The sequence below is a fragment of the Brachyspira sp. SAP_772 genome (assembly GCF_009755885.1).
Classification (GTDB): Bacteria; Spirochaetota; Brachyspiria; order Brachyspirales; family Brachyspiraceae; genus Brachyspira.
Genome location: NZ_VYIX01000002.1, coordinates 251,646 through 273,051, shown reverse-complemented (window position 1 = coordinate 273,051; position 21,406 = coordinate 251,646). Strand labels below are relative to the sequence as shown.

At 26.8% G+C, this 21,406-nt stretch carries 22 protein-coding genes and 1 tRNA gene; 6 read left to right on the top strand and 17 right to left on the bottom strand.

From position 1 onward, the window contains the following. Nucleotides 1–111: 111 nt before the first annotated feature. The 3 genes from GQX97_RS06430 to GQX97_RS06420 are packed head-to-tail and all read right to left on the bottom strand — an operon-like array spanning nucleotide 112 to nucleotide 3,364. Nucleotides 112–1,923, bottom strand: coding sequence for a tetratricopeptide repeat protein (locus GQX97_RS06430; RefSeq protein WP_157151130.1), 1,812 nt, complete (start codon nucleotides 1,921–1,923; stop codon nucleotides 112–114). A 21-nt stretch (nucleotides 1,924–1,944) separates the two neighbouring features. Then, nucleotides 1,945–2,532, bottom strand: a complete 588-nt coding sequence (locus tag GQX97_RS06425) for a hypothetical protein (protein WP_157151129.1) — start codon at nucleotides 2,530–2,532, stop codon at nucleotides 1,945–1,947. Nucleotides 2,533–2,563: 31 nt separating this feature from the next. Beyond that, nucleotides 2,564–3,364 carry a hypothetical protein gene (locus GQX97_RS06420; protein ID WP_157151128.1) on the bottom strand — a complete coding sequence of 267 codons (801 nt, stop codon included), beginning with the start codon at nucleotides 3,362–3,364 and terminating at the stop codon, nucleotides 2,564–2,566. A 453-nt stretch (nucleotides 3,365–3,817) separates the two neighbouring features. Between GQX97_RS06420 and GQX97_RS06415 the strand changes: the two genes are divergently transcribed. Continuing rightward, a complete protein-coding gene (locus tag GQX97_RS06415; protein WP_157151127.1) occupies nucleotides 3,818–4,384 on the top strand; it encodes a DapH/DapD/GlmU-related protein in 567 nt (188 codons plus the stop codon). Nucleotides 4,385–4,417: 33 nt separating this feature from the next. Then, nucleotides 4,418–5,512 (top strand): alpha/beta hydrolase, encoded by a 1,095-nt coding sequence (locus GQX97_RS06410; RefSeq protein WP_157151126.1) that lies wholly within the window; start codon nucleotides 4,418–4,420, stop codon nucleotides 5,510–5,512. 521 nt (nucleotides 5,513–6,033) lie between these two features. Here the strand turns inward: GQX97_RS06410 and GQX97_RS06405 are convergent. From GQX97_RS06405 to GQX97_RS06355, 11 genes are all read right to left on the bottom strand, one after another. Then, the gene (locus tag GQX97_RS06405) at nucleotides 6,034–6,927 is read right to left on the bottom strand and encodes a LysR family transcriptional regulator (protein WP_157151125.1); all 894 of its coding nucleotides are present in this window, start codon (nucleotides 6,925–6,927) and stop codon (nucleotides 6,034–6,036) included. Nucleotides 6,928–7,022: 95 nt separating this feature from the next. Then, nucleotides 7,023–7,559, bottom strand: coding sequence for an ankyrin repeat domain-containing protein (locus GQX97_RS06400; protein ID WP_198391203.1), 537 nt, complete (start codon nucleotides 7,557–7,559; stop codon nucleotides 7,023–7,025). Between the two features lie 15 nt (nucleotides 7,560–7,574). Beyond that, nucleotides 7,575–8,345 carry a hypothetical protein gene (locus GQX97_RS06395; protein WP_157151124.1) on the bottom strand — a complete coding sequence of 257 codons (771 nt, stop codon included), beginning with the start codon at nucleotides 8,343–8,345 and terminating at the stop codon, nucleotides 7,575–7,577. 20 nt (nucleotides 8,346–8,365) lie between these two features. Next, nucleotides 8,366–8,725 (bottom strand): flagellar hook-basal body complex protein FliE, encoded by a 360-nt coding sequence (gene fliE / locus GQX97_RS06390; protein WP_013244301.1) that lies wholly within the window; start codon nucleotides 8,723–8,725, stop codon nucleotides 8,366–8,368. A 32-nt stretch (nucleotides 8,726–8,757) separates the two neighbouring features. After that, complete coding sequence (gene flgC / locus GQX97_RS06385) at nucleotides 8,758–9,219, bottom strand: flagellar basal body rod protein FlgC (RefSeq protein WP_157151123.1); 462 nt, start codon at nucleotides 9,217–9,219, stop codon at nucleotides 8,758–8,760. A 30-nt stretch (nucleotides 9,220–9,249) separates the two neighbouring features. Further along, entirely contained in the window at nucleotides 9,250–9,678 is a 429-nt protein-coding gene (gene flgB / locus GQX97_RS06380) for a flagellar basal body rod protein FlgB (protein ID WP_157151122.1), read from the bottom strand. A gap of 498 nt (nucleotides 9,679–10,176) precedes the next feature. Then, on the bottom strand, nucleotides 10,177–10,770 hold the full coding sequence (locus GQX97_RS06375; RefSeq protein WP_157151121.1) for a sugar O-acetyltransferase: 594 nt from the start codon (nucleotides 10,768–10,770) through the stop codon (nucleotides 10,177–10,179). A gap of 968 nt (nucleotides 10,771–11,738) precedes the next feature. After that, a complete protein-coding gene (locus GQX97_RS06370) occupies nucleotides 11,739–12,932 on the bottom strand; it encodes a PLP-dependent aminotransferase family protein (protein WP_157151120.1) in 1,194 nt (397 codons plus the stop codon). A gap of 86 nt (nucleotides 12,933–13,018) precedes the next feature. Next, nucleotides 13,019–13,540, bottom strand: a complete 522-nt coding sequence (locus GQX97_RS06365) for a hypothetical protein (protein WP_157151119.1) — start codon at nucleotides 13,538–13,540, stop codon at nucleotides 13,019–13,021. Nucleotides 13,541–13,552: 12 nt separating this feature from the next. Beyond that, the gene (locus tag GQX97_RS06360; protein WP_157151118.1) at nucleotides 13,553–14,083 is read right to left on the bottom strand and encodes a hypothetical protein; all 531 of its coding nucleotides are present in this window, start codon (nucleotides 14,081–14,083) and stop codon (nucleotides 13,553–13,555) included. A gap of 116 nt (nucleotides 14,084–14,199) precedes the next feature. Next, the gene (locus GQX97_RS06355) at nucleotides 14,200–14,790 is read right to left on the bottom strand and encodes a TetR/AcrR family transcriptional regulator C-terminal domain-containing protein (protein ID WP_157151117.1); all 591 of its coding nucleotides are present in this window, start codon (nucleotides 14,788–14,790) and stop codon (nucleotides 14,200–14,202) included. Nucleotides 14,791–14,943: 153 nt separating this feature from the next. Here GQX97_RS06355 and GQX97_RS06350 point away from each other — a divergent pair, with 153 nt between their 5' ends. Together GQX97_RS06350 and GQX97_RS06345 are read left to right on the top strand one after the other, a co-directional pair. Further along, complete coding sequence (locus GQX97_RS06350) at nucleotides 14,944–15,669, top strand: hypothetical protein (RefSeq protein ID WP_232473271.1); 726 nt, start codon at nucleotides 14,944–14,946, stop codon at nucleotides 15,667–15,669. 56 nt (nucleotides 15,670–15,725) lie between these two features. Continuing rightward, nucleotides 15,726–15,980 (top strand): hypothetical protein, encoded by a 255-nt coding sequence (locus tag GQX97_RS06345; RefSeq protein WP_157151116.1) that lies wholly within the window; start codon nucleotides 15,726–15,728, stop codon nucleotides 15,978–15,980. Between the two features lie 7 nt (nucleotides 15,981–15,987). On the opposite strand, the gene GQX97_RS06340 is transcribed toward GQX97_RS06345, so the two are convergent. Continuing rightward, nucleotides 15,988–16,068: transfer RNA gene (locus GQX97_RS06340), tRNA-Leu, on the bottom strand. A gap of 51 nt (nucleotides 16,069–16,119) precedes the next feature. Between GQX97_RS06340 and GQX97_RS06335 the strand changes: the two genes are divergently transcribed. Further along, nucleotides 16,120–17,739: a YhjD/YihY/BrkB family envelope integrity protein gene (locus GQX97_RS06335; RefSeq protein WP_157151115.1), complete on the top strand. Its 1,620-nt coding sequence runs from the start codon at nucleotides 16,120–16,122 to the stop codon at nucleotides 17,737–17,739. A 2-nt stretch (nucleotides 17,740–17,741) separates the two neighbouring features. On the opposite strand, the gene GQX97_RS06330 is transcribed toward GQX97_RS06335, so the two are convergent. Together GQX97_RS06330 and GQX97_RS06325 are read right to left on the bottom strand one after the other, a co-directional pair. Continuing rightward, entirely contained in the window at nucleotides 17,742–18,332 is a 591-nt protein-coding gene (locus tag GQX97_RS06330) for a hypothetical protein (protein ID WP_157151114.1), read from the bottom strand. A gap of 4 nt (nucleotides 18,333–18,336) precedes the next feature. Continuing rightward, nucleotides 18,337–19,662 (bottom strand): ATP/GTP-binding protein, encoded by a 1,326-nt coding sequence (locus GQX97_RS06325; protein WP_157151113.1) that lies wholly within the window; start codon nucleotides 19,660–19,662, stop codon nucleotides 18,337–18,339. Between the two features lie 148 nt (nucleotides 19,663–19,810). Here GQX97_RS06325 and purH point away from each other — a divergent pair, with 148 nt between their 5' ends. Then, nucleotides 19,811–21,340, top strand: coding sequence for a bifunctional phosphoribosylaminoimidazolecarboxamide formyltransferase/IMP cyclohydrolase (gene purH, locus GQX97_RS06320; protein WP_157151112.1), 1,530 nt, complete (start codon nucleotides 19,811–19,813; stop codon nucleotides 21,338–21,340). The last annotated feature ends 66 nt before the right edge of the window (nucleotides 21,341–21,406 follow it).

Below are 21,406 nucleotides of genomic sequence, written 5' to 3'. Positions count from 1 at the left end.
TTATTTTTTATTTAACTCTTTTAAATATTCATTTTTAAGCTTTTCTAAATAATCTATATAATATCCTTAATAAAATTGATAATAATATATTTTTATCGTTCGCTTTATAAGCTAAAATTTATAACTAAAATTAAATGCATACCCATAATCCATAATACCATATTCATTTTTATTAATAATAGGAACAAAAGCGTAAGATATTTGTCTTTCCAAATTACTAATTGTAAATGATGATATAATAGTTGTAATTAATCCTGCTCCAAATATCCCAATCCCTGTATAAAATAAAGTACGTTGAAGTTTAGAATCTTTATCAGTTTTAGAAGAGTTTAAAAAGTCAAAATTCATATTATTTATACTCTTTGTATTAACATACTGAATAACAAAAGGACTAACAACTGTTAAAGCACCTCCTAACATTAATACTCCTCCAGTAGTTCTAAAAATTTTAGCAGTATTTAAACTTCTATTTAACTTTTGTATATTTTCAGCTCTATTTATAAGCTCTAATTTATTCTTAGAAGAATTGTTATTAGGATTTGCTTCTAAAGCTTCCTCATAATATTTTTTAGCCTCTTTAACATTTCCTGTATTTTTATTCAATTCCCCTAAAGCATATAAAATATCAGAATTTTTTGGATTTACTTTTAATCCTGATAAATAAGCATTCTCAGCTTCTTCATTATTTTTTATACTTTCATATGATTTTCCAAGCCAATACCAAACAGTATCATTTTTATTATCAAGTTCTATATATTTTTTAAAATATTCTATTGCCTCATCTACATATCCATAATTATAATTGGCTGCTGCTATCATAAATAAATTTTCTTTATTTTTAGGATCTAATTCTTCTACTTTAGATAAGGCATTTAAACACCTAGTATAATCTTCTGCTTCAAAATATGTTTTTCCCAATAAATACCAAGTTGTTATATCATTTTTATTGTATGATAATACTTGATAAAAATTATCAGCAGCTGCTTCATACTCTTTCCTAGCTAAATGTGATTTTCCCAATAAAAAATAACTTTTTTCAGACTTAGTATTTAAATTTATAGCTTCATTTAACAAATTTATAGCTTCATAATAATTTCCTTCATTGTAATATTTTTCAGCTAAATTTTCTTTTTCTTTTGCCTGATTAATTTTTTCCATTTCCTTTCTCTTGGCTTCTTCTGCCTCTTTTCTTTCAAAATCTTCTATTTCCTTTTTTATGGCTTCTCCATTTCTTATTAAAAGATTTTTCCTATTATTTAAAAATGCTTTAGAAGGTCTTGTCATAGAGATAAAAGCTCCATTATATATTATATCATTTAACAAATCAAAATCTTCAAATTCATAATCTACATAATAGTAAGTTAACATGCCTGTTTTAAGATATTGTACTTTTTCATTAACATATGCATGTCCAAGTTCCATATAAAAAGAGTCATTTTTTTGACTATCACTTATTAGAGGTAATTTATTTAATATATAAGCACCATTACCCCTCCTAACAGCTTTTGATAAATACCTATTATCTTTTGTTATTTTATACATACTTGTAAATTCAATATCAAAAGTTGTATTATATTTTATATCAGTAGCTATATACACTTGATAATAAAATTCATTTATATTTTTTGTATCATATACATAATCATCTGTTTCATCAACTAAATGTTTTTCATTAGCACAAAATTTTATCATATATAATCTTATTATACCATTTTGATTTGTAAGTTTTACAAATGCCATATTGTACCTAGGAATAACTTCATTCTTCTGACCATAAATAATATAGTTATATCCCCAAATATTATCAGTAATCAAAGATAGTTCTTTGGAATATTCTTTTAAATATCTATCAACCTTATCATAATTTTCATAAGAGAATAATATACTTGTAAAAATAAACAATATAATTATAATTTTTTTCATAAATAAATCCTAAATGAATCATCATTCAATTATTTTTCTAAAAACATATACATACTCAATAGCTGAAACTTTTTTACCTTTATATTCCATATTATCATATTCAGCATACAATCCAACGGTAGATAATACTAGTATCTCATTATCAGTTTGATATGATAATCTCCAGTTCATACTTTTACCAGAATAATATGAAACAGAATTCGCACTTACGAAATCTCTGACATTATTTAATAAAAAATTTTTTTCATATGAATTTTTTATAGGTGCTTGATGATCCATGAAAATTAAATTATATGTATTACCTTTTTCAGTGAATTGTGCATATGGAACATATTCGTTAACATCACTTTTTTTTGCATATTTTATATATAATTTATAGTTATCAACAAGTTCATTTGGTTCTTCATAATCTATCATTTTCTTATTAAAATCATAATATGCTATTGCTATAGAAGTAATTATATAAGATGTGTCTCCTGTAGTATTAATCATATCATCTGGTAAAGAAGTTTTAGTTATTTTACTTTTATCTATATATGATTGTTCTGATTTTGTAAATGGATAAAGTAAAAAGCTAAACATTAAAAACAATATAAAAATTTTTTTCATTGTATTCTCCTTAAAAAATTTTTATTATTATTTAATAAATATCTGATTCAGGACCGTCTTCATATTCGCTATTAAAATTTATTAAATCATTATACCAATCAGTATAGCTATTATAATTCTTAACCCTATTTATATAATTTTTTACTCTTTGAGAGTTAGCTCCGTATTTTCGTATAACATCATCAAAAGCCATCAAAAAATAACCATAAGCTGTAACCTCATAAGTATTTTTGCTTTGCATTTGTTCTATCTGAAATATAATATTTTGTATTTCTTTATCATTCATAGTTCTAAAATCTGGTAATAGTGATTTTGTTTCTATTTTTGTATTTTCATATTCTGAACTTTCATATTCTCTTTTTTCATAAGGCTCTTTACCATTAATAAAATTACTTTTATTATATGATATATTCCTTTGTTTATCATACTCATTAGCAATTGAATAATATTCCCTATTTTCATCTAAATTTTTATCTAATAATTCATATGTTTTTATTGGTTTTACTTCATAAAAACTTTCTATAATTGTTAATCCGTCTTTATTCAAAAAGAATGCTGTAGGCTCACCTCCATAATAAGCTAATTCTCCATTTTCAAAAACATATATATTATTTGAATCATATTTATAATATAACACATTAAAATCAGTTATATTTAAAATATCTTCATAAATAATAGTTCCACTTTTATCTAAATATAAATAATTAGTTTCTTTTGTTTCATCATTTATATCATAATATATACTTCCTAAGTGTTCTTCTATACTATCTCTTTTATTACAAGAAACAATTAAAAACACTAAAATAGTCAGTAAAAATAATATTTTTCTCATTTTTTATATCTCCTATTTTATTTTTTATTGCAATGCCGAAAGAAAAGGCATTAATATATTTAAGTATTTCCAAAGACTGGAATAATTTTTTTGTTATGATTTGAGAAATTATAAAGTTTAATATAATGCTAGATGCGATGCGATGCGATGCGATGCGATGCGATGCGATGCGATGCGATGCGATGCGATGCGATGCGATGCGATGCGATGCGATGCGATGCGATGCGATTAAACAACATAACCAAACCTTACACTACTAATATTATGTTAATAATTATATACTTTTCATACCTATTTGTCAATCTTTCATAATAATTTTTGTATTTAGTTGATAGATTATTCAAATAACTAAACTATACCTTTTAGGCATACAAAGTTATAACACATAAATATTTGATATAATTTATTTTCTTTGTAAAATACAACTTAGTTAATAAAAATAAGGAATAACAAATGAATATCGAAGAGTTTATAAAATACTGCAAAGATGGAAACCCTGTATCAAGTGTTGATAAAGAGCTTTCACCATTTTTGCATGAATGTGCACAAAATGCAATAAAGACAACTATGGAAATTAATAATAGTTATCACACTCCAGATGAAGTGAGAAAATTATTTGAAAAGCTAACGGGTGAAAATATAGATGAAAGTTTTACATGCTTCCCGCCATTTTACAGTGACTTTGGAAGAAACATTAAAATTGGAAAGAATGTATTTTTTAACTGCGGATGCTCATTTCAAGACAGAGGAGGAATAACTATCGGAGACAATGTATTTCTTGGAATGAATGTTACTATATCAACTTTAAATCATGGTTTTGATTTAGAGCATAGAAGCACAACATATCCGTCAAAAGTGGTGATAGGAAATAATGTTTGGATAGGCTCGGGGGCAAATATACTAGGCGGTGTAACTATAGGGGACAACTCAATAATAGCTGCTGGTGCTTTGGTTAATAAAGATGTGCCTTCTAATGTAATAGTTGGAGGAGTGCCTGCTAAAATTATAAAAAATTTATAATAAAAATAAAAAATTAATGATAAGGAGCGTTAAATGAAAAAAATAATATTAGCAACAATTTTAATACTAACTTTTTTAATGTCTTGTAATCAATCACAAAACAACCAAAATAATCAATCTAAAGGAGGAGATGAAATGGATACAAGAGTTTTTAAAATTTACACAAACATAGAAATGAAAAAAGTAAGATTCAAAAATCGTTATGGAATAGAAATAGCAGGAAATTTATATTTACCAGAAAATTACACAAATAAAAAAAATCCGGCTATAGTTGTATCTGGACCATTTGGGGCTGTTAAAGAACAAGCTTCAGGATTATATGCTCAAGAGATGGCTACTTATGGTTTTGTTGCTTTAGCATTTGATCCATCTTTTACAGGTGAGAGCGGAGGCGATGTAAGAAACACTTCTTCACCTGATATATTTACTGAAGATTATAGTGCTGCTGTAGATTATTTGGGTTTACTTGATTATGTAGATAGAAACCGCATTGGTGCAATAGGTATTTGCGGACTTTCTGGCATGGCTATTACTGCTGCAGGAACCGACACTAGAATAAAAGCTGTTGCAACTCTTTCAATGTATGATATGTCAAGAGATATGAGCAGAGGTCATCAAGATTATTACACACCTGAGCAAAGAAGAATAATAAGGGAATATTTAAGCGAACAGCGTTGGAAAGATGCAGAAAACAAAACTTATGCTTTAGGAAATCATGAACCTACTTTTGATGCCAATAATAATATACAAGCTTCTGCAATGGTTGTACCAGAAGAGCTCCCAGAAAATGCTGACCCTGTATTTGCTGCATTTTACAACTATTATGCTAAAAGAGCTTATCATCCTCGTGCTATAAACTTTGTTACTTCTTGGACTGCTACAATGCCTGTATCATTCTGGAACTTTCCTTTAATGTCTAATATTAAAGATGTTTCACCTACTCCTATACTTTTAGTAGCTGGTGATAGAGCTCATTCAAGATACTACTCTGAAGATGTTTATAAAGAAGCATTAGAGCCAAAAGAGTTAGTAATAGTAGAAGATGCTGACCATGTTGATTTATATGACAATATGGATAAAATTCCTTTTGAAAAATTATCACAGTTTTTTACTGAAAATTTAAAATAATTAATATACCTTTATAACTAATTTTCTCTTTAAATCCAAGTGTTATTTTATAATGCTTGGATTTTTATTTGTAATTATCAGCAAATAACGCACGGTAAACAGACTCTTATTTATAATAAAAATTATAATTATTAATTAATTTATTTTTTATAATTCTACTCACCGTGTGGTGGAATTATTTTAAAATTAAATAAAACTTGGGTGGGCTTTAATTTTCAGTTTAAGCTCTAAAAAATTAAAAAAATAAAATTAACTATTCAAACAATAAGGTATAAAGGGCGGGCAAGCGTAAATAAAGTTAAAAATTTTTTTCTCTCTCCCCACCCTCGAGATTTTATAATTTTATTTTGCATTAGAAATTATTTTATATTTTTTGTTTTAATTAGAATTTTAAACACCCACCCAAGCATTTTTTTAATTTGTTATATATACACCGCACGTTTTAACAGTTTTAATTTGATGACTATATAAAAAATAGCAATAAATTTATGTTTTTTATTTATATTAACGTGCGTTATAAATCAAATCTTAAATTTATTTGTAAGCCTGTCCAAAAATATTTTAGAAGCCCTTGAAAACTCCTGATTCTTCTTCCAAACTATATTAATACCAGATTCTAATTTTGGCTTTAAAGGTATAAAACAAATATTTTGATGCTCCATATTGTCTATTAACTTGTCTAAACATAAAGCATACCCCATGCCTTCAGTTACCATAATTAATGCATTGTAAATTAGGTTATAGGTTGCTGTTATATTAAGATTGTCAAAAGTGTCCGCAAACCACCTTGAAAAATCATTATCCTGCATTTCTGTTTCCATTACCTGCCTTGAAATTATTAAAGGAATATTTAATAAATCTTTCTTTGTTATATTTTTTTTATTTGAAAGAGGCGAATCTTTTCTCATCGCTAGCCCCCAAGTATCTTTTACAGGCATTTTTAAATAATCATATTTAGATAAATCAGCAGGGTCAATTAATAAACCAAAATCGAGTAGCCCCTTATCAAGCTTTTCTGTAATGTCTTGAAAATTGCCGCTGTAAATATTATATTTTATATGAGGGTAATCTTTCTGCACATCTTTCATCACTGAAGCAACCAAACTCATAGCCCAAGTCTCCCCCGCACCAATAAATATATCTCCCGCTATAACTTTATCAGTAAAATTAAACTCAGCTCTTGTTTTATCTACCATGTTTATTATTTCTTCAGCTCTCTTTTTTAATAAAATACCCTCAGGGGTGAGAATTATATTGTTATGCTTTCTTTCAAAAAGTTTATGACCAATATCCCTTTCAAGCATGTTTATCTGTCTGGATAAATTAGGCTGAGTGAGATTAAGATATTTTGCAGCTTTAGTGATGTTGCCTTCTCTTATAGTTGTTAAAAAATATTTTAATACCCTAATTTCCATAATTTAAAACCTTGAGAAATAATTTTTTATTATAGATTATATAAGTTTTTGTAAATAATTATATATTTAATTTTTAATAATTAAGAATAATAAAACTAATTTGCTTTGCTTTGTAAATAATTGTATATATCTTCAAAACCTTCAAACTCTGCTATGTCTATTGAGGTTAATGAAAGATTGTCTTTAATATTAATGTCTGCCCCTAACTCTACAAGCGATACTACAGCTTCATACTTTCCATATTGTGCTGCTAAATGCAAAGCTGTTCTTCCGTCATTGTCTATATCGTTTATATTATCAATTTTGTTTGCAATGTCTTTTATAATGTCAGTATCCCCATAAAACACAGCATACATCAAAATATTTCTGCCGTTATTATCTTTTAATGTATAATCAATTTTTTTTCTGTTGTCTAATATTATCTTTTTTATTTCGTTTTTGTTTGAATTATTATCAGATAAAAGATGCATCAAAATAGTAAGACCCCCATTATCTTTTTTGTTTATATCGAAAGAAGAGTTTTTTAAATTATAAAACATAAATAGTAAATAACATAACACAGCTATTAAAATTATAGTGCCTATATAATAATATGTTTTTTTATTTCGTTTAACTCTCTTTTTATTTTTCATTATATTATCCAAATATTATAAAGAAAATATATCTTTTATTATATAAACAAAATCCTGCTTTGGAAACTTTTGAATTGTTACAACATCTTCTACTTTCTCTGCATAATACAATTTATTTTCTGAAGGTATATAAGAAACTGAAAATATTTGTGCATTAGAATTAAGAAGTTTTTCTTTAGTGTAGCCTTCTTTAGATATATTAATTATTCTCTCAGAAACATTATCTCCAAAGAAAATAAATACAGCATGATTATAGAGTTTTGCTTTTAATATTTTTTGTTTTTCATTTTCTGTTTTAAATAGTTTTTGATTGTCATCTATATATAAATCCAATATTTCATTTAATTCATTTTTTACAGTTGTAAGCACTGCTTCTGTATCTTTATCTATATCCAAAAGCAAAAAATAATAGGCATATATTGTTATAGACTTTTTATTTTTTACAACATCTATATTAATAAAAACCCTAGAAGAGTTTATAGAATACATACTATAGCCAAAATATTTAAGTCTTTCTATGATATGCTCTTTTGTAACTGTTGTTTTTAAATTATGTTCTAATATTGAATTGTATCTAATAAAGTTTAAATATCTTTTGTTGATGTTTGATATATTTAAATAAGCAAAAATTATTGTTATTATTTCTAATGCTATTAAAATTATAGTGATATATATTTTATTGTTGTTATAAATAGATAAGAATATTAAGTTGGCAAACGCTATGGCGATTAAACCATAAACGCTTGCCCTTAATAACTCTTTTTTGAAGGAGAACTTTTTTTCCATTATTTGTTTAATTAAAAAAATTATCTATATGAAGTTACTTCCTGATAAGCTCTTACAGCTCTATCAACTACTGCCTTAGTAAAACTGAGTGATAATTCAGCCTCAGCAATAGCGTTCATTACATCAGAAACATCAACCTGATCAGGTCTAATTCCAGCTTGAACTATAATATTATCCTTATCAACTTGCTTCTGATTAACAGATTCTATTGCATCGCTAAGCATAGTACCAAAATTGCTTATCAAATCATTGTTAGAACTTCTTCTCAACATTTGAGCTGGTCCATAATGACGAGGGTCTGTAGTCTTTAATACAAATCCATAATTATCACCAACATTACCTGTTTTAGAATAAGCACTCATTACACTGTTAATATCCATAAAAATATCCTTAACAAATATATATTTAATAATTAATATCTAATAATATTCAAAGCACTTCCAAACATAGTTTTAGCCGATTGAATCATAGTAGAGTTAGCCTCATAAGCCCTAGAAGCTTCCATCATATCAACCATCTCTGTAACAGGATTAACATTAGGCATCTCTACATATCCAGCCTTCTCTCCATATTTAATAGCATCAGGGTGTGAAGGGTCATAAACAAATCTTGTTGCAGTTTCCATATCTTTTTCTATGCTGAATACTCTCACCCCAGTACCAACATTAGGCTGTAAAGCATCAGGTAAAAAAGGAGTTCTATATTTGTTGCCGTCATCTCTTGGCTTAAATACTACTCTGCTTCTTCTAAAAGCTCCGCCCTCTGTAGTGCGTGTTGTATTAACATTAGCTATGTTGTCTGCTATTACATCAAGTCTTGTTCTTTGAGCAGTTAATCCGCTTCCAGATGTATTAATTATTGAAAATATTCCCATTTACTCACTCCTTCAAATGATTAACAATTTTTAAGCATTGCCTATCATTCTTCTAATGTCTCTATATTGAGCATTTACTATTTGTGAAAACATTTGATAGCGTAAAGTGTTTTTAGCTTCCTCAGCCATTTCTTTATCTATATCAACATTATTTTTATCGTTTCTGTAGTTGGTATCATAATCTACTGTAATAGTAGGAGATACTTCTTTATAATCCATAGGCATATTAAAAGGAAAATGTCTTGGGTCTGTTCTTTTTGCTTCCATGCCGTCATATTTCTCACTATCCAAAGCTCTTGCTAATTGATATTCAAAAGTAACATCGCTTCTTTTGAAATTTGGTGTAGAAACATTAGCTATATTGTCTGCTATCACTTCTGCTCTAAGCCCATAAACATTTAATAGCTTTTTTGCGATAGTCATAGTTTTGGCATAAGTTGTATCTGCAAACATGCTCATAATTATAATCCTAATAAAATAATACTTATGTTAAGTGTCGGTTTAATAAAAAAAGGCTTTAGCAATTTTTTAGGACTTTTTTTGTTGTTCTTTTTCCCGCGTACGAGCTGTACCACTACTAGCCTAGCTGTGCACTCCCTACGGTCGGTGGCTTGCCGCACGACAATACTCTGTTTTAATCATAACCTTCTACGCGTGCGGAGGAGTGCTTTTTTATTCACAATTATTTTTTTCTTTGAAGTGTTCGCCATATGAGTTTTCTGCACGATAATGCTATGCTTTAATTATAACTTCTTAGTCGTGCGGGGGAGTGCATTTTAATGTACAATTAAATTATAGCATTTATAATAAAAATGCAGTTATTTTGCTTCTTTTATACCAATACCGAGTAGGTGCCTATCGGCAAAAGAACTGGGGTGCGGGGGCTAGCCCCCGAGAATAAAAAAACATAAAAATATTTTTGACAGATTTAAAAATTTTTAGTACATAGTAAAACAATTATTTTCTATTCCAATCTAAACATTTCTTTTTATCTTCATCGGTTATATCTCTAATAACTTTGCAAGGATTTCCAAAAGCAATAACATTATCAGGTATATCTTTTACAACAACGCTTCCAGCACCAATAACACAACCATTGCCTATTTTTACTCCGCCTAAAACTATTGTATTAGCACCAATCCATACATCATTGCCTATTGATATAGGATAAGCATATTCTATATAACTATTTCTTCTCTCTATATCTACAGGGTGCCCAGCTGTATAAAAACCGCAGTTTGGAGCTATAAATACATTATTGCCAAATTTAACCTTAGCACAATCTAATATTACACAGTTATAATTAATATAAATATTATCCCCAGCCTCTATATTAAATCCATAATCACAATAAAACGGAGCAGTAATTCCAAAATTTTCACCTATTTTTCCAAATAATTTTTTAATAATATTTTCTTTTTCTTTTAATTGATTAGACTTTAATAAATTATAATCCAAACATAAATCTTTAGCCTTATTTCTCATCTCCTCCAAATCTTTTTCACTACTTTTATATTCAAGTCCATTAATCATTTTTTCGAATTCATTCATTTTATTAATTCCTATTTAATATTATATTTGTATATATTTTATAAAACTATTTTATTAATAAATTATATATAACTTTTAACTGCTTTTCAACTTTCTATATAACTCTAACACATATGCACTTCTTATAGTCGCAGTACGGACTTCGTTAATGGCAAAGCCATGAAAATAACTAAAATAAAGGAGTTAAAAATTTTTAGTATTTATTAAAATAGTTTCTATCAACTTTTTTGTCGCTCTCGCGGTGCGGACTTCGTCAAAAAGTTGCAAAAAACGCAAGTGTTTTAGCTTTGCATATTTTGAATATGTATGAATAAAATATAATATATATATTTTAGGCTAAAAAAATGCAGTCCTTTTGCTTCTTTGGGCCACCAAAAGAAGTGGGGGTACGGGGGCTAGCCCTCGAGAATAAAAAACTTAAAAAATATTTTCTGACCAACTAAAATCAATGTATTCTAAAATAACTTATTTTGTTATATGATTTTTTTTATTCAACTTTTTCCCGCCGCAAAAAGTTGCAAAAAGTGCAAATGTTTTAGCTTTATAGCTTTGGAATATATAAAATAATATCTATGTCTTCGTCTATGCATAAAAGCTATATTTTATTAAATGCAGTTCTTTTGCTTCTTTTATACCAATACCGAGTAGGTGCCTATCGGCAAAAGAAGTAGGGGCGTGGGGACTAGTCCCCACAAATAAAAACTTAAATATTCTAAAATAACTATATTTTGTTATATGATTTTTATTCAACTTTTTCCCGCCGCAAAAAGTTTTTACCCTCCGGGTACGCTTCGCGAAAAGTGCACTTTATATGTTGGAATATGTATTAATATAAAATAATACTTGTATTTTAGGCTAAATAAATAAAGTTCTTTTGATTCTTTTATATAAATAAAAAACTATGAGTGTCAAAGCAAAACAGGCGGCTTCACAGCCGCCCTTAAAATATATTATAATAATAAGGAAAATTATTGAGATTGTTTCATATCTTCTATTACTTTACCAAGTATTGATATACCTTTGTCTATATTCTCAAAAGAAGAGTTAGTATAGTTTAATCTAAAAGTACCTTCTCCTCTCTTTCTCTCATAGAAAGGCTCTCCCGGTGTAACTGCAACTCCTGCCGCTGCTGCTCTCTTACCCAACTCTATTGCATCCAAACCTTTAGGTAAAGTAGCCCATATAAACATACCGCCTTCAGGGTGTGTCCAATGTACATCTTTAGGCATATATTTATCTAAACACTCAAGCATACAATTACATTGCTTGCCATATAAATCTATAATTGTTTTTATATGCTCATCATAATCATTATCTTTTAAATATTCAGCAACAACCATCTGAGAAAATATATTAGTATGCATGTCAACAAGCTGTTTATACTCTTTCATCTTTGTAACAAGCTCTTTTACAGTTGAAGCAATCCAGCCTAATCTTAAACCCGGAGCAACTGTTTTAGAGAAAGTGCCAAGAAGTATAGCCTGTTCACCCAATAATTTACCAAAAGAATTTTGATGTTCACCCTTAAATCTCAATTCTCCATAAGGGTTATCTTCTATTAAAAAAGTATCGCTATTCTTTACTACATTAGCTATTTTTTCTCTAACTTCATTAGTATATGTTATACCTGTTGGATTTTGGAAAGTAGAAATAGAATAGAAGAATTTAGGGTTATATTTCTCTATTACATTTTTAACCTCTTCAACATCAGCACCATCTTCTCTAAGATTTACTGTTTGAATATTTGCGTTATATAAGTGGAAAGTTTGCAACGCTGCCAAATATGAAGGGTCTTCAAGCATAATATTATCACCCGCATCTACTAATACTGAAGATATAATATCTAATGCCTGCTGAGAACCATTTGTAATAACAATATCACTAGCCTCAACATTAACTCCGCTCTTCTTATACCTGTTGGCTATAAACTCTCTTAAAGGCAAATAACCATCAACACTGTTATACTGTAAAGCAGCAGTTCCATTGTTTGATAATACTTTAATACAAGCCTCTTTCACAGCTTCCACTGGAAATGATGAAGGGTTAGGAAGTCCTCCTGCAAATGATATTAAATTACCCTTCGCAGCAACCTCTAACATCATCTTAACAAAATCGCCTTGAAAATCTTCTTGCAATGCTCTTTTAGATAATCTTAATTTCATATACAAATCCATAAATAATTTTTTACTATTATACAATACTATTAACAATAATGCTATAGCAATATAATAAAAAAGTTTTATTTTTTTTATATTTTAACAATATCCCCTATTAAAACTTTTTTCTCCCAATTTATATCATTTTCTCTCGGAGCAGGAAATGTTTTCCAATTAACTTTTTTATTCGCCACCCAAACTTCTTTAGATTCAAAAACTCCGTTATTCTTCATCCAATTATTAAGTTTTTTATAATATGAAGCCTTATAAGCATAAGTATAATAAAGCTTATTATTATCTACAATATACCCTTCCATAAATGTAACTTTTACAGAAGTGTAAGCAGAAAATACAAGCATGAACTTATTAATAAAATCGCTATTGCTATAAACAGCCATCTTATTATTTTTAGCTTTTATTATGGTAAGTTTTTTTTTATTATCTATAACAATATCACCATTCTCTTCAAACACATATTTTTTATCACCATTTACAACTCTCTTTTTAATTGTTTTAATCCAATCTCTATCATAAGATATAACTCTATTGTTAGTAATAAAAAATAAAACTGTAGTAACAGCAACTATTACAGCTATAATAAATACATATTGCACTATGCTAAAACCTTAATACAATTCTCCCGCATAAGCACCTTCAGCCCAGTTAACATCTTCAGGCTGAGGTATAGGATAGTCTGTCCACTTAGCATCTGGCTTTGCAACCTTCATATCATTGCTTAATACAATATTATTATCTTCCCAATTTTTTAATTTTGCTTTATAACTATCTATATAATTAATATATCTAGTTAATTTAGAACCATTTAAAGCATATCCTTCAACTAATACCACTCCAAGACTAGGAGCACTTTGATAGAAATAACTTAAAGGAACTTGATGTGTATAATAAACTTGAGTATCTGATCTAGCACCCAAAAAATGATATTCTTTTATCAATAAAAAAGGAGTCCTTCCAGAAACTAATACTAAATTACCTCCCGGTATTCCTTCGTATAAAGCCCCTTGCATATCTATAGTTTTTCTGTTAATAAAACTTGCCCAATTCTTAGAATAATCACTATCTTTTGTGATATTCTGGGCATTCAATAAACCAAAAAAACTAATAGAGAACAATAAACAAAATAATACTTTTCTCATAATACATACTCCATAATATACTCATACTAATTAAAAATAAATAAAATTAGTAAAAGTAAAAATATTATGTAAATATTATCGTAAATTATTTGCTTATTTCTTAAAAAATATAGAATTTATTCATATACAAATATTCTTTGCATGATAATATCAGATATGCACTCAGCAAGTTCCTCAGGTTTAATATTGCAATCATTTAAAATCCACTCGCTAATAACAGTAATAAAAGCTCCAGAATAAAAAGCAGCTATCACATTAAAGAAATAAGGCTTATCAGGCTTCGCAAGCTTCATATCCTTTACACCTTCTATAACATAATCTTCTAAATATTTTTGTAAGATTTTTATGATGCTATTATCTCTATCATTTTGAAAGATTATTTTTAAGTATTTTCTGTTTAAGTAAAAGAACTGTAATATCTTTATCATTATATCTATATGAAAATCTTTTAATTTATCTTCTATTTTATATCTCTGCAAATCTTCTAAAAACTTTGCCTCATATTCATCTAACTTTGATTTTAAAAGTTCGTATTTATCATTAAAATAAGTATAAAAAGTACTTCTATGCATATTAGCTTTTGAACATATATCTATTACTCTAATTTCTTCAAACGGTTTTTCTTCAAGTAGAGCACCTAAAGCGTCTTCTAATGTTTTTTTTGTCTTATTCACCTTGAGAGTAGATTTATTATTCGAAGTTTTCATAGATTTATCCAAAATATAAATTATTTTTACTATATTATATATATAAATTAAATAATGTAAACTTTTAAATTAAAAAATATATATATTTTATTTTAATTATAATATATTTTATTTATATAATTTTTTATATTATAAAAATTATTAGGATAAATAATGTTTATAAAAAAAATAATACATGTATTAATATTTTGTCTAATAATATCTTGTTCTTCTCCAAATAGTCCAAACTATAAAGGAACATATTCAAGCAAATATGGAAAGATATATTTAAATAATGGCAATATATTATGCTATGAGCTTGGAGTTAATACTACATCAAACGAAGCTAAAATATATAATGCTACAATAACTTTTGATGTAAGTGAAGAAAAAATTATTATAAACATATATCAAGATAATCAAAAAAAAGAAACTTTTGAAGCAAATAAAATATCTGATACTATAGATTATAATGATTATAATAATTACACAAATGGAACTTATAATCCTCCTACTTTGTTTAAAGAAGAAGATTATGCTTTAAATATATATGACTCTTTAATACCACAAAATGGTGAATATTACAGAGAATTATTAAATGAATATAGAGCTTATTTTCCAAACTATGGTGATTATATACCAAGAACTGTGAGAGTTGGGTATTATAAAACAGATGTTGGTTATAAGGCTTATATATTAAATGATCATAATATAGGAAATGGTCCGGGCTCTTCAAGAAGAGATTATAGAATATTTTTTACTTCTTCTTTTTTAGCTATTTCTGATTTAATAAATGGAGATATACCTGTGTTTGCTGTTTATAGTACAACAGAAGTTCAAAAGGTATTACAGAAATTATCAGAAATTTATACTATATTTCCAGAGGATGCTATAAAATAAAAATTATCCTTTCAAAAAAAAGTGTTTTAGGTTATAATTTTGTAAAAGGGATTATTGTGAATATTATATTTATTGTATTTATTATTATTATATTAATAATATTTATTTCTATGTTTGGGATACTATTTTTTGTATCTGGTATTGGTAAGATAGTTGATTTTATATCTTCTATAGTATTTAGAAATCATGAGGATTGTCCTTTTTGTAATACTAAGAACTCTATGAGGATAATAAAGACATATAATGGATATAAAAAGGTATGTAATAAGTGTAAATTTTCTATAGAAGTAGAAGATAAAGAAGAAAAATAAGGATATTTGCGAGAGGAGGGAATCGAACCCTCATGCCTAGGGCGCTAGATCCTAAGTCTAGTGCGTCTGCCAGTTCCGCCACCCTCGCTTTTGTATCATTAATTATACATTAAAAAATATTTTTTGCAAGAAGTGTTTTATGACGAAATTCAAAATTTTTACAAACAAAATCAAAAGTTTTTTTCAAAAAGAAATTTATTCTATAGATACTGCTAATGTAAACCGTTTTTATAGATTTTTAATCAACCTATATAGAGTAATAACCTTTGCAATAACAGACTTTTTTAAAGATGACTGTACTATAAGAGCAGCTTCTCTTACTTATCTTGTTACACTTTCTTTTATACCAGCATTAATAGTTGGTTTGTTTGTGCTTAGAATATTTAATATTTATCAAAACATATTTATTTTAATATTCGATTGGATGGAAAAAAATGCACCTTTCTATGAACCTATGGTAAGGCAGATTTTAAATATTGCTGATAATACTGATTTAGCAAGTTTTGGTATTATAGGTGTAATATCTACTTTAGTGAGTGCTAGTTTAATACTTCATAATATTCAAAAATCACTTATTAAAATTTGGCGTGTAAAAATTAGAACTTCTATACCAAGAGTTGCTGTAAACTATATTGCACTTCTAATATTGATTCCTGTTTCTATTGGTATATCTTTTACTTTAATAACTTATTCTTCTATAGCTTTATATTATTTGCCTGCTATTTTAAGAATATTAATATCTTGGGTAACTCCTGTTATTGCTATGAGCATGCTTATATTGTTTTCTTATGTATTGGTACCGCAAACTAAAGTTAATTGGTCTAATGCTTTAATATCTTCTGTGCTTGTAGCTATTGCTATTATTACTTTATTTAGTGTATATTTTAAATTAAATATTAACGTAAAAAATTATAAACAGATATTTGACAGTGATAAATATAAAACAGAATATATTGTAAGAGAGGTAAACCTACTAAATAATAAAAATGAATTAGTAGACATAAAATTAGATAGAATAAGTTATAGAATAATAGAAGATGAAGGCACAGGAATATCTGCTGCTACATATGAAAGAGAAATGATATCTAGTAATAATTTGTTATTTACAAACTTCTCTCCTAACATATATGAGCAGGTGAGAAAATATAATTTTCAATTAGATGACATAGTAACAATTACAAGTGAAAACTCTCTTCTAACGAGCATAGAGCCTGCAGAGTTATCATCAGCAAGTGCCTTTGCACAAATACCAGTACTTTTGCTCTTACTTTATATTGTATGGATAATCATTTTATTTGGTGCAGAGTTAACTTACTCGCTTCAATATTTCAGGTCTTATGGAGTGGATGTAACAAATATAAAATTATCTTTTGCAGAAAAAGAGATGATAGCTTTAGAGTTTATGCATACAATAGCTTATAGATTTGTAAATAATAAAAAATGCATGTCTATGTATGATTTGGCAAGAGATTTAAAAGTTGCACCTTCTGTATTAAACGACATAGCAGATTCTTTGGAACAAGCTAACTACATAGTAAAAATAGTAGAAGGCACAACTACTTCATACACATTAGCATGCCCTCCAGAACATATAACTGTTGGAGATATTTTATATAAACTAAAAATGACAGGCGGTTTCAGAGCTAAACATTTTAACCGTAATGATAAATACAAAAATATCATATATCAAAATAAAGCAATATCTGCTAAAGATTATAATACAACGCTTTTGGCTTTAGTTGAAAATAAAAGAAAATAATATTATTTATGAATTATTAATTTATTATCTAAACAAAATTTGATAAAGATATGCATATTTGAAATATTTTTAACTTTTAAAAGTTTTTGGTAAAATTCTTCTATTTGAATGGTATCACTTTTTATATATTTTTTGTCAGTAGGAAATATTTTTATATAGTCTTTTTTCTTTTCTACTTTTATTTTAGCTTTATTTAATACGCATTCTAAGTTATCATTATTATATATTGGAACTATATAATTATAAGCCCAATGATTTTTGAACATATTTTTATATATGAAATTATTTTTTTCTTCATCATTTTTACAGTCATCTGTATCCATTATTATAAATATTTTGAAATCATTATTTATTTTATTATCTTTAATTTCCAAATCATCCTTATATGTATTTATAAAATTACTTGAAGGATTAATATCTTTCCCCTCTAATCTTTTCATTACACTTGATATTTGTATAGAATTTTTCCCTTTATTTTTAGATATAATATCAATTTTCAATCTTAAATTCTTTTTTATAAAATCACACATTTGTAATTCAGATTTACCATGAACAATAACTATAGCTTTAAGATAATTTCCTTTATAGTACATATAGTTATTCCTCCAATATATCTTTAAAATCTATATCAGAAACAATTGGAATACCATAATATATTCCTTTCAAATATCTTTTTCTAAAGTTTATATTTGGATGTTCTTTATCATATTCTGTTATAGGAACTAGTATTTTTTTTCCTTCGCTGTCTATATTAAATATATATATACATTCTTTTTTTATATCTGATTCTAAAATAGTTGTATTATGAGTTGTTAATATAAATTGTCCTTTAATATCACAAAATAATGATTTTAATATTGATGCTGTTAAAATATCATGTATACCGCTGTCTAATTCATCTATTGCTACTATATTATTTTTTTTCATAGATGATAATATTAATGGAAATAATCTGAGTAATTTTTGTGTGCCTGTTGCCTCTAATTTAAAATCTATATCTATAATTTTTCCATATATTTGTTTTTTTATAAATAAATTATAATGAAGCTTATCATCTTTTATTTCTTTTTTATAGTATACTTTTTTTATATCACTATATATAGATGTAAAAAAGTTATTTAATATTTTTTCTGTATGATTAAGTTTTTCTTCTTCTTTTATTTTTATGTAACTATTATCCATAATAGAAATAATGTTTTTATCTACACTTATTTTTCCTTTTTCTATATTACTTTCATTTTTTATATAAATAGACATTGATAAAAAATATTTAATAACATCAAATATATTATTATTTATATTTTTTGATATATATTTTTTTGTTTTATCATGCTGTTCAAATAATAGAATAGATAAAAATGAATGTTTACCCCAAAATTTATCTATTAGATCTTTTATTTCATTAAAATATTTATCAGATTTAAACAAAGATTTATTTATATATATTTCTTTATTTGATAATTCAAAGTACTTTGTTTTATTTTTATCTAAAACATATTCTAATTTTTCTTTTACAATATTTTCATTATCAGTTTCAATATAATATACTCCATTTTTACCATTTAATTTAAAACCAAATTCTAAAACCATATTATCTTTAGAACCTATTGTTTTACTTTTTTCTATTATAGTATCCAAATTTTTAAAATTATCTTTTAATACTTTATTAAAAAAGAATTCCAATTCTTTTTTATTTTTTTTATCATCAGAATTTTCTAGCATAAATTTATCTATAGCTGTTTTATATATTTTAGTATTTAATGTTTCAAATAAAGTAAAAAATGCATTTATAAAATTGGTTTTACCAGCTCCATTTTCGCCATAAATTATAATCATTTTTTTAGGATTATTTTTTGATGATGTTAAATCTACTTCAAAATCAACTAATGATTTATAATTTTTAAGTCTTACATAAGTAAACATTCTAATTTTACCTTTATTTTTTTAATTTTTATTACATTTTATCATAAATTTACTAAAAATCAACTAAAAATAATTATTACTCTTTACAATAGCGACTTTTATATTATAATGTCTTCATTAAAAACTATATTTTTTATGGAGATTGTTTATGATTAAAAGGGCGTTAATATCTGTATTTTACAAAGACGGAATATTAGATTTTGCTAAGTTTCTAACTTCAAAGAATGTGGAAATTGTTTCTACAGGCGGAACCTATAAATATTTAAAAGAAAATAACATATCTGTAATAGAGGTTGCTGAAGTTACAGGGGCTAAAGAGATGCTTGACGGAAGAGTAAAAACTTTAGACCCAAAAATACATGGTGCAATACTTGCTATAAGAGATAATCCTGTTCATATGGAAACTATTAAAGAAAGAGGAATAACTCCTATAGATATGGTGGTAGTTAATCTTTATCCTTTCTTTGAAAAAGTACAAGATGATAATTTGAAATTTGAAGAGAAGATAGAGTTTATTGATATAGGCGGACCTACTATGCTTCGTTCTGCTGCTAAGTCTTTCAAAGATGTTGTGGTTATAAGCGATGTTAAAGATTATGATTTGGTAAAAAGTGAAATGGAAAATGGTGAAGTGAGTTTTGAAACAAAAAAATATTTAGCTTCTAAAGTATTTAATTTAACTTCTGCTTATGATGCTGCAGTGTCTGAGTTTATGTTTAATTCATTAGAAAATAAGGAAGATAAAAAACTTAATTATTTGAATATGTCTTATGCTTTACAAGAAAAATTAAGATATGGAGAGAATCCTCATCAAGGAGCAAGCTATTATGTATCAACTACAGATAAAGGCTCTATGAAAGATTATGAACAGTTAAACGGAAAAGAGCTTTCATTTAACAATATTAGAGATATGGATATAGCTTTAAAAATAGTGTTGGAGTTTGATGAATCTAAAAAAGAGTATGCATGCTCTGCTATAAAACACTCTACTCCTTGCGGTGCTGCTTTAGGTGGTAGCGTATTAGAGGCTTATAATAGAACTTATAATTGCGACCCTACTTCTATATTTGGTGGAATAGTGGCTTTTAACAGCACTGTAGATGAAGCTACTGCAAAAGAACTTATAAAAATATTCTTAGAAATTGTTATAGCTAAAGACTTTACACCTGAAGCTTTGGAAGTATTGAAAACTAAAAAGAATTTAAGAGTTATAAAATATAAAACTAATACTAATGATAAAATCAATCTTGTTAAAGTAGACGGAGGATTACTTGTACAAGATGAAGACACTACTTTAATAGAAGATTATAAGGTTGTAACAGAGAAAAAACCTACAGAAGAAGAGATGAAAAACTTAATATTTGGAATGAAGGTTGTAAAATATGCTAAGTCTAATGCTATAGTGGTTATAAAAGATTTTATGGCTAAGGGTATAGGAAGCGGACAGACAAATAGAATTTGGGCTTGTGAAGATGCTTTAGAGAGAGCAGGAGACGGGGTTGTAATGGCATCTGATGCTTTCTTCCCATTTAGAGATGTAGTGGACGCTTGTGCTAAGTATAATATTAAGGCTATAATTCAGCCCGGCGGTTCAATGAGAGACCAAGAGTCAATAGATGCTTGTAATGAACATGGCATTGCTATGGTGTTCACTGGCATAAGGCATTTCAAACATTAAAAAATATGTATTTTTTAGGAATTTTTACTAATTTGTACATTTTTTTACTTGACAAAATTTATTATT